A 13,290-nucleotide genomic window follows, 5' to 3' on the forward strand; every position below is an offset into this window, starting at 1 on the left:
TTGAATTTGCCTACAGATTGCCTACAGATTGCCTACAGGCAAAAGGAGCGGATATGGGCCAGGACAACAGCAGAGTTCGATTGACGGTGGGTAGAGTGGCGGCATTCGCGTGCCCAGAAGGCAAGTCCCAAGCGTTCCTTTGGGACACCGAGGCTCCATCGTTGATGCTTCGCGTTACCCCTACCGGCCGTAAAACCTATGCCTTCGAAGGCAGACTGAACGGCTCCACTTTGCGTGTCGGTATCGGAACGGCTACTGACTGGACTCTTGACGCCGCCCGCAAGCGAGCGGTTGAATTGAAGCAACTGGTCGACAACGGGCAGGACCCACGCGAGTTGGAGCGGCAGAAAGTAGCTGCTGCCGTGGCGAGGAAGGTTGAAGAGGCCGCGCAGGTCGAAGCAGATCGGTTGGCTGATGTGACCGTCGGCGCAGTGTGGGAGATTTACGTTGCCGAGCGCCGCGAGCATTGGGGCGAGCGCCATTACGCCGACCATCTGAAGATGGCTAAAGCCGGAGGGGAATTGGCGAAGCGCGGCGTAAAATTGCTCAAGTCGGGCGAGCGACCCAGAACGTTGGCCGGCCCGGTCTTTTCCTTGTTGGGAACGCCATTGCGGGAATTGACGTCGACCCGCATTGAGGCATGGGCTACCGAACAGGCAAAGACTCGGCCGACATACGCCCGCCTATGCTGGCGCTGCCTGAAGGTGTTTCTGAACTGGTGTGCCGAGCACGCCGAGTATTCTCAGTTGCTTTCGACGACCAACCCCGCTAAAACAAAAAAGGCCCGTGAAGCGTTGGGGAAGGCCGCTGTTAAAGATGATGCCTTGCAACGCGAGCAGTTGTCGGTTTGGTTTGCAGCAGTCTGCAACATTCAAAACCCGGTCATCGCAGCCTACCTGCAGACGCTGCTTTTGACCGGAGCCCGTCCTGGCGAAGTGCTGACGCTTCGCTGGGAAGATCTGAACACTCAGTGGAAGGGCATGACCATTCGAGACAAAGTGGAAGGCGAACGCGTGATTCCGCTGACACCCTATGTTGCTCATATTCTTGCCAAGCTACCACGGCGCAATGAGTGGGTTTTTTCCAGCACACGCGCTTTGAGCCTTGACCCTGCCAGCATAAAGCGCAGGCAGGCCAAGCATGTACGCAAGGGCTCCGTCGCCCCAACAGGTGTGCTTGTTCAGGCCAGTGTTTCAGGGCATCTGACCGATCCCAGCAGCGCTCATCGCTGCGTTTGTGCTGCTGTAGGTCTTGAAGGTTTAACGTTACATGGGTTGCGTCGCAGCTTCGCAAGCCTGACTGAGTGGCTGGAAATCCCATCGGGTGTGGTTGCGCAAATTCAGGGGCACAAGCCGAGTGCCACCGCCGAGAAGCACTACAAGCGGCGCCCACTCGATCTGCTGCGCGTCCATCATGAGCGCATTGAGGCGTGGGTTCTGGAACAAGCCGGTGTGAGCTTCAATGCATTGAAAACCGAGGGTGGAACGCCCAAGTTGGTCAAAGCTGTTTGAGGCGGCGACTATGCGCAAACTGGGCGTCGCGCATCGGACTGGGCTTTGACTGCAGTTCCAGTCAAATTGGCCACATAGTCCGATCCAAATCGGCCTAGCATTCCGATTCGTTTAGTCGGCCAAGTTCTCGGTCGTATAGATCTGTCGCACGGTTTTGGGTGACTGCAATGCCCGGAGCGGTTGTGTTGGCGACGGTACTGATGCCTGCATTGCGGCGATAGCTGTTTCTTTGCAGGAACTGGCATAAATTCGGCACCTTGCGCCCCCAATCCGTCTTGCGCATGCAGCGCGTGGCGAATCGGAAGATTCTGCGCTGGTCCTACGAAGCCTAGTAAACGGCAAAAATGAGGAGTTCGCTCAAGTCCGAAGCAGGAAGGGTTAGCGCTAGCTTGTGCGACGAACATAAGTCGGCGGTTTCGCTCGTGCCTTGGCTTCCTCACGATTTACAAAATAGTAAACCGTGAAGATTGCTAGCACGCCAATTGGAATAAGGGCAAAGATGCCCAGCCCCCATCCGGCGGCGACTTTCAAGCGTAGGTAGTTCAGGAAGAAGTCATGCACCCACGTGGGAAGCACAATCATCAGGATGGCGCCCACTAGGCCGCCACCCATAAGAGCTGCTTTCACTACATCGCTGCGCTGCTTCTGGGTCAACCCATAGACAATATCCGCATCGCATCCAAGACAGACCCTCGCGCCCGTAGGCGTTGGGGTCTGGCAAAACGGGCATTCCCAGCCTGACTGCGGCCGAGCAGGCTGTTCTTCCGGGCGAGGACGACCTAGTTGTTCAGTTGCCCAAGCTTCCCTTGCGGAACGCCAACGAAACAACAGCTCTGATCCATACGCATCCGGATTCACGTCTATCTCGCGTGCGTGGTTCTGACAGAGCCAGATTCCGTTTTCGATTGAGCGGCGCTGTTCAGGGGTCTGGTTCGGGTCGAACCGCGGACCGCCAGGCGACCTTGCCTTGATGTGCGACGCGACACCGATAGACGTAGATTTTTTTTGCTCTTCGTTCGGCCCAGTAGTCACGCAACAGCAGTCGGGCTTCGAACAGTGATTCCCCGCGCGTTTCTGGAGCTGCAAAATGGTGGCTTGGGTGAAGTCGTTTTCAGTGGTTGCAGACATAGTAGTGCTCAGGACTCGCCTTTCAATAGGCTAATGATGGTTGTGCTCGGGGAAAGGGTGGCGTCGTTGCTGTTCGCGGCCGAATTGCGGCTTTTAGTCGTTCATCGGCCAACGGTTCGCCGTGCCCAGGCACTCAGGACTGGCCGGCTAGGCCGTTATCCCTGTCAACTCCAAACGGCAACAAGCTCGGCAATCTTGGTTGCGACTACTGCCATCGAATCTTCTGACGTGTCAAGGCCGCTTCTCGAAGCAAGCATGGGGCTGACATCGCGGAGCGCTGTGTATGTCGTACCGTGAACGATGGGCACGAGCCGGTTGCCCTGCAGGAGTGTCGAAAGTTCTTTGTCTGCGACGCCCTCTTTCGGTAGGCGTGTAAGCAATGCAGGGGTCACCAAGACGAGCCCTATTTTCGAGGACGCTAAGCCCTTGTCGATGGCGCGCATCATCGGTACGCCAAGGCCAAGATCTTTTTCGCTGAACCAAACTTTGACACCAACTGCTTCTAACAAATCGTGCAGTTGTTTGGCTGATCCTTGCCGGTCGTCCCAAGCGTGGCAGAGGAAACAATCCCGAAGCTCTGGCCTCGCCGCCGCTTCCCTTTCAACGGCTTCGCGTACCGGCGTGAGGGTCGCCACTTGAGCGGGAGTGTACGAAACAGATGAACTGGCGCGCGACCAGCGCGGCCTTGAACTGCCGCCTCCGCTGGGTCTGCCTCCGCTGCTGTAGCTGTTGCTGCCGCTCGACGAGTAGGACGAACTGTAGCCGCTGCCATAACTGCTGTAACCACTGTATCTACGACCATAGCTGCCACGGCATGCAGGGCAGGCCGCTGCAGCGCTAGATGAGCGATGGCCTTCGACTGGAGCTGTACATCTTGCCATGCTTACCCCCTAGGCGGAAACGTGTCGCTGCCGTGACTGTCCTTGTATTGAATCTGGCCGTTCTGGCCATGGACTATCAATTCGGACTTCTGGTTCTGCGAGATCTCCCGCGCACGTTCCACCGCATCTTGCTTGCGGTCGAACACTTGGGTGTCACGTTGGGCTCCGGCGCCCCGGACGGCCCATCCGTCTTCGCGAGGGACAACATGCTGATTGCGTTTGCTCATATCGAGACTCCTTGTCGCAGCGTGATTGCTGCTACATAGGTGTGCGGTTGCCAAATCCGGCGCGGACAACTGCCAGATCGCTGTCCGCGTGGAAAATGGCAACCGCACACATAAAAGCCCAGGGAGGAGCCGTGCCAACAAAACCGTTTTCAGAACGCCATGCCAATATCGATGAGCTATCCAGTGCGCTGACGAGACTCACTACCGCTGAGCTGTTGCGATTGTTCGCAAGAGCCCGCCTGCTTGTCTGGGGTACCGAGTACGCGGACCCCAAAGAGTTGTTCAATGAGGCGGTCAAGCGCGCCCTCGTCGCTGCTAGCGGATCCAAGCAGGACGGTGAACGCGGCCGTCCATGGCCCATTGATCGGGTGCAGTTTCCGGCCTTTTTGTCTGGATGCATGGATAGCATTGCTGATTCATCCCGCGAGTCGGTTAGTCAAACCAAAACTGATCGATTGGAGGCTTTGGCGGGCGAGGCTGGGGACGTGGACACAGTGATTCACCGTGCTGGTCTCTGGACCACGGATTTCGTAGATCAGGCCATTGAGGCGGAGGAAACGAATGAAAGGCAGCAACGGGCTCAGGCCGACGCACACGTCATTGAGACTCATTTCAAGGACGACCAAGACGTACTCGCTGTCATTGAGGGGGAGAAGGCAGACATGCCGGTAGCAGAGGTACTTGCCTTGTTTGATCTCGATCAGAAGGCCTACGACTCCGCACGGCGCAGGCTTAGGAGGCAGGTGGACAAGCTAATGCCTGGAAGGAGACAGCGATGAGCAACGAAACACGAAAGACGCTCGATGCAATTCGAGCCCTTGCACTTAAAGACCTCGAAGCTGCGTCTGACGAAGATATTCGGGCCGAGTTCGCCGCTGACGGCATCGATCCCGATCAATTGGCGTGCAGCATTGCGGTGAGTCTCGATGAGGTTCTGGCAGCCAGCCTTCGTCAACAAGCTGTGGCTGCCAAGGTGGCTATGCAAGTCGGTGTGGGCCCCAAGAAGTCGATGCGGCCTACCCTGGATCGAATAAAGGAGCGCATTGCGCAAGCCTTTGCGGCAGAACCAAAGTTGGCTACTGCCTTCCGAGAAGGAAGCCGCCAAAGTGATGCCGACTTGGAAACGCTCTATGACGATCTTGTGCTGATGGGCAAGATCCCGGATACCGATGATGGTCGTTGATGTCGACGGGCTCAGCCGCCCGGAGCGCCTGCTTTGGGGACATGGAGTCAGGAAGCCCGAGCACATTGACTTGGAGGCCATTGCAGGTGCCAGGGGCGCCCACGTCGTCTACAGAAGGCTTGATGGATGCGCGGCACGCTTAGTGGCCGCCGGCGATCGTGCCGTCATTAGCGTCGCCGTAGACGATAGCCTCGGACGAAGGCGCTTCTCATTGGGACATGAGTTGGCCCACTGGATGCAGGACGCACAGCGTACGTCGTTCAAGTGCACCAGCACCGACATTGGGCCGCAGAACGCTGAAGCCAAGACCATTGAGGCAGACGCCAACAGCTTTGCCAGCCAATTGATTCTTCCTGACTACCTAGTTTGGCCTTGGGTCGCTGATCGCAGGCCGAGCCTTGATCTCGCGAATGCAATGGGCGGCGATTTTCATGCCAGTCTGACTGCATCCGCCTTGAAGTTGCTCCAACGTGCCAAGGTGCCGATCGCTATCACCTGCCACGATCAGCGTAGATTGAAGTGGTCCAGGCGTAGCCGAGACTTCTCAACTGATTTCTACATCCTCAACGAATTGCATCAAGACACAATCGCGTTCGAAATGGCTTTTGGGGTAGCCAAAGGGCTGAGCCGCCCGAAGCGAGAAAGTGCCTCGCGCTGGATCAGCGGCCCCGGCACTTATCGAATGGAGGTCTGGTCGCAGTCGATCAAGCTTCCCGAAGGTTCCGTGCTGAGTATGCTTTCGGTTGCGTAGCCAACTGATGGTTTCAAACGTGCGTACCAGTGCGGAGGTATCAAATCCAAATGGCAGGCTGGTTCGACTCGAATGAATGAATGAATGATTGGACTGGCTCGGATCAAGTGTCTGCTTGAGTCCGAATTAGGTACCTCGGACCGCGCAACTCTCCGACTCGATTGAAGCCATTTTCAGGCACATATCACTGACTTGGACGCGTACGGAACGCTTAGCCGTCGTGCAGCACACGATGCCGTGTTGCTTGCCTCCTTCTAACCCCTAAGCCCACAGGCCCGGCTGATCGCAAGATCAGACCGGGCCTTATGCCGTCAGCAATCAACACGCGCAGTGAACGAACTCACCTGCATCAAACCACGGAGGCTTCGCGATCCACTCAAACCTACGCCCGCGCACCCAACCCTTCAAAACCACCCTCGGAATAAAGCATGAAATTCAACGATTCCCCGCTGGATTACCTCGCAGCATTTGCCATCGCATTCGCGTCTGGCGCACTGTCTGCCGTTGGGATGTTCCAGTACATCACCTCCCTCAAATCGAAATGGCCGACGCATGACAAACGCATGCCCCCGCTGTAAATCGTCATCGTGCTGCCGGCGCGATCTCGGCAAGTGGGCTGCTGGTTCGCTGGGCGCTGTTGCGGGCGCGGCCCGTGGCGCTTCTCACGCCTGGAGCGGCGCCAAATTGGGCGCATCGCTGGGCATCAAAGCGTCGCCACAGGCCGCTGCCGTCGGCGCGATCTCTGGTGCGATTCTCGGCGGCCTGCTAGGCGGTGTCTCCGGTTGCTCCATCGGCCACGCCCTGGGCTCGGCGCTAGACGAGCATGTTTTCGATGCCTACCGCTGCCTTGACTGCGGATTCACATTCAACTTGGCACCACGCCCAGCACCATCAGCGTCAACTGACTGAAGTCGACCTTCCGGCGCTCTACGCACTGCATGCCGATCCCGGCTGCACTTTCCTTTCCCGTTCACCACCTATGACTGACCTATGCCTGTAGGCCCTGAGCCCGCAGGCCACCTTGGCACGTCTGAACTTATCCAACCTCACAAGGAAATTCAAATGGCACACCTTCTCGAATCCATGGCCTACGTCGGCGAAACACCGTGGCACGAACTCGGCAGCAAACTGCCGCCCAAGCAGCCAATCGAAGTCTGGGCCGACAAAGCCGGCATGAACTGGAACATCTGCTCGACGCCGGTCCGGTACATGACCGAGCAAGCCGGCACGCTGGGCGCCGTCATGTCATTCGCCGATCAGATGGTGCTCTACCGCAGCGATACCAAAGCGCCGCTGTCCGTCGTCAGTGACCGTTACCAGGTGGTGCAGCCGCGCGAGGTGCTGGAGTTCTACCGGGATCTGACGGAAGTCTCAGGCTTTGAGCTGGAGACGGCAGGCGTCCTCAAAGCGGGCAAGAAGTTTTGGGCACTGGCACGCACCGGCAAGGAATCAGTACTCAAGGGCAATGATGTCGTCAAAGGCTACTTGCTGCTGGCCACATCGTGCGACGGCACGCTGGCCACCACGGCAACGCCGACGACCGTTCGGGTGGTTTGCAACAACACCCTAACCATCGCGCTGAACGGCGCCAGCAGCGCCATCAAGGTTCCGCATCGCACCAGCTTTGATGCGCTCGCCGTCAAGAAGCAATTGGGCATCGCAGTGTCGCAGTGGGACAGCTTCATGTACCGCATGAAGACCCTGTCTGAGCGTCGGGTCAAGAGCCATGAAGCTATGAACTACTTCCTCAAGGTCATCTGCCAATCGGATTTCCAGGGCGACAGCTCGACAGGGTTGAACAACGAACGTGCCTTGAAAAAGGTACAGGCGCTGTTTGACGGCACGGGCCAGGGTGCGGAACTGGCCGCAGCCAAAGGCACCGCCTGGGGCTTGCTCAATGCCGTCACTGAGTTCGTTGACCACGAGCGCAAGGCCCGCAACCAAGAGTACAGACTTGACAGCGCTTGGTTCGGCCAAGGCGCCAACCTAAAGCAGCGCGCGCTGGATCAAGCCTTGCAGTTGATCTCTTGAGGCTACATCGAAAACTGCGTCTCACTCGCCAACCCCGACGGCATAAGCCCCGACCCACCTTGCGTGGGCCGGGGCTTTATTTCATCTGAGTCAAAACCATTCGCAATAAGGAGCTTTCATGGCACTCCCCCAATCATCCAATCCACCCACATCACGCAAGCCTGCATTGAGGCTCGTCAAAACCACAAACTTGGACCGCGACGAGTGGCTCGAAGTCCGCAAAGGCGGAATCGGCAGTTCGGATGCCGGCGCCGCTGTCGGCCTGAATCCATACAAATCTCAGTTGCAGCTTTGGATGGAGAAAACCGGGCGGGACGCCAACCTGCCCAAGACCGATCCCAATGACGAAACCAGCCCGATGTACTGGGGCACATTGTTGGAGCCCATCGTCGCCGCGCACTACACGCGCCGAACCAGCAACCGGGTGCGGCGCATCAACGCCGTGCTGCAGCATCCGGATGAGCCATGGATGCTGGCCAACATCGACCGGGAAGTCACTGGCGCTCCCGACGTTCAGATTCTTGAATGCAAAACGGCCGGCATCAACGGCGCCAGGCTGTGGAAAGACGGTGTTCCTGAGTACGTGCAGATTCAGGTCATGCATCAGTTGGCTGTGACCGGCAAGCAGGCCGCTGACGTCGCCGTGCTCTTGGGTGGGCAGGATTTGCAGGTCCACCGCATCGAGCGAGACGAAGCCCTGATCCAACGGCTTATCGAACTGGAAAGGAAGTTCTGGCGCTATGTCGTGGACGACGTGGCCCCACCCGCCGATGGCTCAGATTCCGCTGACACCGCCTTGCGGGCGCTCTATCCACAGGACTCAGGGCAAACGCTGGACCTGTCAGCAGACTTTGCAATGTCTGGCGTCTTTTCAGACTTGCTGGCCGTGCGGCAGGTGCTGGGCCAGCAAAACCAGCTCGAAGCGCAGCTCAAGCAGCGCATTCAGCAGCACATGGGCGACGCCACAAAGGCCCTCTTTGAAACTGGCGAAGTGACCTGGAAGCGAAGCAAGGACTCTCAAGTGCTGGATGCAGCCCGGCTTTGCAAGGACGAACCCGAACTGGCTCGCTGCTTCATGACTAACAGGCCTGGCTCACGCCGCTTTCTAGTGACCGGCTGAAACCATCAAACTCAACAAGGACGACATCATCATGCTCAAAGGACTGGCTCTAACGCCGCCCATCGTCGGGCGGATTTCCATCGGCAAGGTTGTCGAGAGAAACGGCAAACGACTACCCGAGAAGGACGACGAATTCACCCTCACCAGCCAGGTGCAAAACAAGGACGGCTGGGTGCCTCACCCACTGAACGAAACACTGCGCCAGGCCAACACGAAGCTGCGCCAGATCCCAGTGCGGCTGCTGTTCGACGATCCGGACCTGAACATGCGCGCCAGCTACAGCTTGTTTGACCGGCAGACCGGTCGGCCGCTGTGTGTAGGCAATGGCGAAACCTGTAGACGCTCAACCAACTCTGGCATCCAGTCCATGCCGTGCCCTACACCAGAGGGATGCGAACTGGCTCAGAAAGGCTGCAAGCCGTTTGGGCGGCTCAATGTGCGGATCGGCGATGACGACGAGCTGAGCACCTTTGTGTTTCGCACGACGGGGTTCAACAGCATCCGCACCTTGTCTACCCGGCTGCGCTACTTTCATGCCGTGTCCGGGGGGCTGCTGTCCACGCTGCCGCTGGAACTTCGCCTGCGCGGCAAGTCCACCACACAATCGCATCGGGCGCCAATCTACTACGTCGATTTGACGCTGCGTGGCGGCATGACTATGCAGGAGGGGATCGCCCAAGCACGAACCGATTGGGATGCGCGCAAAGCCAGCGGCTTCGATCAGATGGCGCTTGATGCAACTGCGAGGCAAAGTCTGGGGGACGGAATGTTCGAAGAGTCTGCTGAGGACAGTGTGGATATCGTCGAAGAGTTCTATCCGGATGCGGCTGACCAAGAAGTAACCAGAGAAGCCCTAAAAAGCGGAGTAAATCGCGTCGCTGGCAGGCAAGTTCAGCGAAGCACTTCGTCACTGGCCGACAAACTTACCGACAAGTTGCGAATAAACAGCGGCAGTGACAGCGGCCGTAACTGTGTGGACTGATTACTTGGCACAATGTTGGGACAGAAGCGCCACTTTTCGTCAAACAATATGTCAAACCCTGTCTCGGATGACCTCAAAGAGCGCGACCGGCTAAATACGTTGATCCTGCGCTTTTATGCGCTCGATTCGTGGACGCCGGCAATGGGTGCGATGCTCATGGCCGGCGTCATTCCAACTCCGGGCTGCACAGATATTCTGGCAGCCGCTTTTCAGATTGCGAATGAAGCTAGGCCTGCAACTTCATATCAGATGCGTCAGGCCCAGAAGGTCCTAGATCGCTGGGTTGAATATCACACTGACGAAGACACCGACGAGTTTGATGCGCCAACTGAAATGTCCCCTCTGGACTTTATGGTCTGGTGTGATGAGTCTTACGACAACTCTTCGGCGAGTTCTAAGCCCGACTGGCTGCCGTATTTTTACTCGTTCATCACGGACTCGACCAAGAGCCAAGCGCCAATACCAGCCCCTTTCGAATTGGTCGCGCGCGCACACAAGTTGGAAAACTGGGCCGCGATCAGTCAGGAGAAGAGTGCTTCTGTTGGCCCAGTTAACGCGCCCGTCCCCGAGGACATATACCTTCAAGCTGAAGCGCGAATTCGCGTTCGAAAAAACGTGATATCTCAGTCGGGGAAGCCCAACACGATCGAATATGAGTTGCGCGTTGCGCATGCTGCGTCGACCGACCCTACTGATTCGTTCGAAGTTTGGGGTCACTTGTGTGCCATGGCACGATGCGGTCGCTACGTAAAGCTTACACCTACCCCTGACGGCGGCGTCATGGTGGCTACAAGTGAGGGCCGCACACGCGCTTATTCGCAAAAATTGGTGAAGAGATTCATCGAAAAAGAACTTCAGGCTGAACGAGATAGGGAATCCTGAGCACTCGCGTGCATCTAGGTAGTGTCGTTTCAGTCACTCACTAAGGTTTCGGCCGAGTTTGAGGGAGGGGCTGCACCTTTTGCGGTCGATATCAGGCATGGCGGAAGTACCGCGTAGTATGAAGATGTTCGATCTAGATCCACACTGCGTAGCGTGTCGTCAAAAGTGTGTACCTCTTCAAGGCATTGCGGCGGGCGCATGCAAATATTGCTGTGGTGCCGTTGGTTGACGCCTTACCGACCAGGACACCAACCCAAGTCTCTTCTAAGGTCAGATCGGCCAGGCGTCCCGGTCTGTTTTGCTCTGCGAAACATCGGCTTGACGCAGGCGTTTTCGTCATTGCCGAGCGGCGACGAGTACATGAGTTCGTAGTCCAGCCAGGTGAGGACGTCTAGCATCACCGCGGTTTTAGCTGCGGAGGATCTGCAGCCATTTAGCACCAAGTTTGTGTCTCTTGTTGCACAGCCCTCTGCCTGGCAGGCTCGTCGCCCCAGATGCACAGCACGGCAGGTGTTGTCGCAGCCATGCCCTTCGTCTGCAAAGATGCTTCGGTTGTTCCGATACAGGATCAAGCGCCGGGGGATTTGCATGACGCCACCTTGGTCGCAAGTAGTTCCTCACATTGCCTAGTTCATGTGCAAGGTGGGTTTGTCGCCAACGTTCGGCGGGCTTCGTGGTGGCCTTGTCACGCATTGCTGGCCTGGCATTCTGATAGGTCGCACGCAACCTTTTGCAACCTTTCGCATCCTTTTGCGCCCCTCAATCTAGGTCATAAATGCACGCCCACATAACCTGCTTTTACGCGATCGGGGTGGTGCAGCGGTGATCTACGTTCATCGGCTTTGGCTCTAAGCCAAGGACTCCACCCGGCGCGAACAAAGTTTGTTCAACCTATTTGGAGCCACTATGGAAAAAGCCAACACATCGCCGGGCAGTGCGCCCGGCCGCTATGGACTCAGCACCGACGAATTTGCTGCGCAGCATCGCGTACTTGCCCAATCAATTAGAAAGCAGCTTTGGGCGAACGGTTCGTACTTCGGAATCGTCCCCTTGCGCTTACCAAATCGCAAGTTGCTCTGGCCGAAAGACTCTGTTGAAAAACTACTGGAAGCCCAGAACCTCTCGGAGGGCGTATGAACTACTTCAATCGCCCCTTCGTGCCTCACCAGCAACGCGACCCTTTGCGTGAACTGACGGGACTGCTCGGTAACCTCGCATACGACTTGGCCGTGAGCGGTGTTGATATCGCCATTGTGGTGTCGCAACTGATTGCTTTCATTTCAGTGCTAACTCAAGGCGTTGCCGATGTTCTTTGGCCGAATGGCCAACGCTTGCCCATCGGCGCCAATGTCTTACTTGTTGCACCTTCGGGTAGCGGTAAGTCGATGATCTTCAAACTGTTGATGGAGGCAATCACGCGCTTCTTGAATAGGGCAGATATCAATGCCGATTCGCTCAGCCGGCCAGCCTTTTTCCTTGAAGATGCCACTCGGGCTGCAGTCATTGAGCATCTGCGCGACTGGCCGGTTGCGGGACTTTTCTCTGACGAGGGGGGGCAGTTAAATCAGTTGTTACGCAGCGCTGCGCCGACGCTAGCGAAACTTCTCGACGGCTCGCCGCTTCGCCATGCGCGCGTCTCCACGGGGCGCATTGAACTGGTCAATTGTCGGCTGATGATGCTTCTCACAGAGCAACCGCATATTTTCGAGGCAAGCAAAGTGCTGCTCGGCGCCAGCACAGGTGGGGTGGGCCTGATCAATCGCTTTATCGTTGCCTCGGCCACTGCTATGCCAACCGGTTCGTCACTTCATCGCGTCGGCCTGTCTGAGCCTGTCCGCCGACGCTATGAACTAAGGATTGAAGATCTTCTTGCTCGCACGATTCAGCAAGTTAAATCCAAGGCGGAACGCCCTGCGCTGCAACTATCGCCTGAGACGCAGAACTTCTTTATTCCGCTGGCCGACGAGATTCGCCAAAAGCTGGGAACGCACGCTTCTTACAGGACGATCTCCGAATACGCCTCACGTCATTCTGAACGGGTGCTAAAGCTTGCCGGATCGATTCATGTCTTTGAACATGGTCCCGAGGGCGAGGTTGAACTCGCAACGGTCAAGACTGCGGATATGTTGGACCGTTGGAGCATGGACAATTTTCGGCGCATGACCTATCAGCCGCCCAAAGTGAGCCAGGCGGAACAAGACGCGCTGACCTTGGAGCAAGCCCTGGCTCAAGCGGTTCATTCGACAGGCCGAAACGCGTTCCCTCTGTCCCAGGTTCGGCGAAGCGCTCCAAACATGGGCTTCACTAGGGCGCGTTTGGATAGGGCAGTGCCGATCCTTGCGGGCCAAGGCAAGGTGACGGTCATGCTTGTTGGCTCTGTTGACTGGCTTCAATTCAATCGGCCCTCTGATCGCCTCTTTGGTTATTGAGCATCAGTGCCGAGTGCAGGTGCTGAAAAGCCAGTCGGGCTCAATGTTCTGTTCACCGCAAGGTGGCGAATATCGGATTAATTGAGCATGCCAGCTTTTGATTGGAAAAGGCGGCAAATCGCCGCCTTTTCCAGCAATTACCTTGGCTTTTGAGGTTCTTATCTC

At 57.1% G+C, this 13,290-nt stretch carries 14 protein-coding genes; 11 read left to right on the plus strand and 3 right to left on the minus strand.

Annotated elements, in window-relative coordinates; genetic code table 11:
• The first annotated feature begins 53 nt into the window (after nt 1-53).
• Nucleotides 54-1,511 carry a tyrosine-type recombinase/integrase gene (locus tag LNV07_RS18175; protein WP_263572593.1) on the plus strand — a complete coding sequence of 486 codons (1,458 nt, stop codon included), beginning with the start codon at nt 54-56 and terminating at the stop codon, nt 1,509-1,511.
• A 384-nt stretch (nt 1,512-1,895) separates the two neighbouring features.
• On the opposite strand, the gene LNV07_RS18180 is transcribed toward LNV07_RS18175, so the two are convergent.
• The 3 genes from LNV07_RS18180 to LNV07_RS18190 form a co-directional block, all read right to left on the minus strand.
• A complete protein-coding gene (locus LNV07_RS18180) occupies nt 1,896-2,639 on the minus strand; it encodes a hypothetical protein (RefSeq protein WP_263572594.1) in 744 nt (247 codons plus the stop codon).
• Nucleotides 2,640-2,803: 164 nt separating this feature from the next.
• Nucleotides 2,804-3,274 (minus strand): toll/interleukin-1 receptor domain-containing protein, encoded by a 471-nt coding sequence (locus tag LNV07_RS18185; protein ID WP_263572595.1) that lies wholly within the window; start codon nt 3,272-3,274, stop codon nt 2,804-2,806.
• Nucleotides 3,275-3,522: 248 nt separating this feature from the next.
• Complete coding sequence (locus LNV07_RS18190) at nt 3,523-3,747, minus strand: DUF2188 domain-containing protein (protein WP_263572596.1); 225 nt, start codon at nt 3,745-3,747, stop codon at nt 3,523-3,525.
• Nucleotides 3,748-3,878: 131 nt separating this feature from the next.
• On the opposite strand from LNV07_RS18190, the gene LNV07_RS18195 reads away from it, so the two are divergent.
• The 10 genes from LNV07_RS18195 to LNV07_RS18240 all read left to right on the plus strand — a co-directional run bounded on the left by LNV07_RS18195 (nt 3,879) and on the right by LNV07_RS18240 (nt 13,125).
• Nucleotides 3,879-4,526, plus strand: a complete 648-nt coding sequence (locus tag LNV07_RS18195; RefSeq protein ID WP_263572597.1) for a hypothetical protein — start codon at nt 3,879-3,881, stop codon at nt 4,524-4,526.
• Nucleotides 4,523-4,930 carry a hypothetical protein gene (locus LNV07_RS18200; RefSeq protein ID WP_263572598.1) on the plus strand — a complete coding sequence of 136 codons (408 nt, stop codon included), beginning with the start codon at nt 4,523-4,525 and terminating at the stop codon, nt 4,928-4,930. The genes LNV07_RS18195 and LNV07_RS18200 overlap by 4 nt, the downstream gene beginning before the upstream one ends.
• Entirely contained in the window at nt 4,917-5,681 is a 765-nt protein-coding gene (locus tag LNV07_RS18205; RefSeq protein ID WP_263572599.1) for an ImmA/IrrE family metallo-endopeptidase, read from the plus strand. Before LNV07_RS18200 ends, LNV07_RS18205 begins: the two co-directional genes overlap by 14 nt.
• A gap of 428 nt (nt 5,682-6,109) precedes the next feature.
• On the plus strand, nt 6,110-6,259 hold the full coding sequence (locus tag LNV07_RS18210; RefSeq protein ID WP_263572600.1) for a hypothetical protein: 150 nt from the start codon (nt 6,110-6,112) through the stop codon (nt 6,257-6,259).
• A 484-nt stretch (nt 6,260-6,743) separates the two neighbouring features.
• On the plus strand, nt 6,744-7,712 hold the full coding sequence (locus LNV07_RS18215) for a DUF932 domain-containing protein (protein WP_263572813.1): 969 nt from the start codon (nt 6,744-6,746) through the stop codon (nt 7,710-7,712).
• A gap of 118 nt (nt 7,713-7,830) precedes the next feature.
• Nucleotides 7,831-8,832, plus strand: coding sequence for a YqaJ viral recombinase family nuclease (locus tag LNV07_RS18220; protein WP_263572601.1), 1,002 nt, complete (start codon nt 7,831-7,833; stop codon nt 8,830-8,832).
• A 31-nt stretch (nt 8,833-8,863) separates the two neighbouring features.
• On the plus strand, nt 8,864-9,814 hold the full coding sequence (locus LNV07_RS18225) for a recombination directionality factor (RefSeq protein ID WP_263572602.1): 951 nt from the start codon (nt 8,864-8,866) through the stop codon (nt 9,812-9,814).
• Nucleotides 9,815-9,826: 12 nt separating this feature from the next.
• The gene (locus LNV07_RS18230) at nt 9,827-10,696 is read left to right on the plus strand and encodes a hypothetical protein (protein WP_263572603.1); all 870 of its coding nucleotides are present in this window, start codon (nt 9,827-9,829) and stop codon (nt 10,694-10,696) included.
• 906 nt (nt 10,697-11,602) lie between these two features.
• Entirely contained in the window at nt 11,603-11,833 is a 231-nt protein-coding gene (locus tag LNV07_RS18235; RefSeq protein WP_263572604.1) for a DNA-binding protein, read from the plus strand.
• Nucleotides 11,830-13,125, plus strand: a complete 1,296-nt coding sequence (locus tag LNV07_RS18240) for a YfjI family protein (RefSeq protein ID WP_263572605.1) — start codon at nt 11,830-11,832, stop codon at nt 13,123-13,125. Before LNV07_RS18235 ends, LNV07_RS18240 begins: the two co-directional genes overlap by 4 nt.
• Nucleotides 13,126-13,290: the final 165 nt, after the last annotated feature.

It is taken from the genome of Roseateles oligotrophus, assembly GCF_025717515.1.
Classification (GTDB): domain Bacteria; phylum Pseudomonadota; class Gammaproteobacteria; order Burkholderiales; family Burkholderiaceae_C; genus Paucibacter_A; species Paucibacter_A oligotrophus.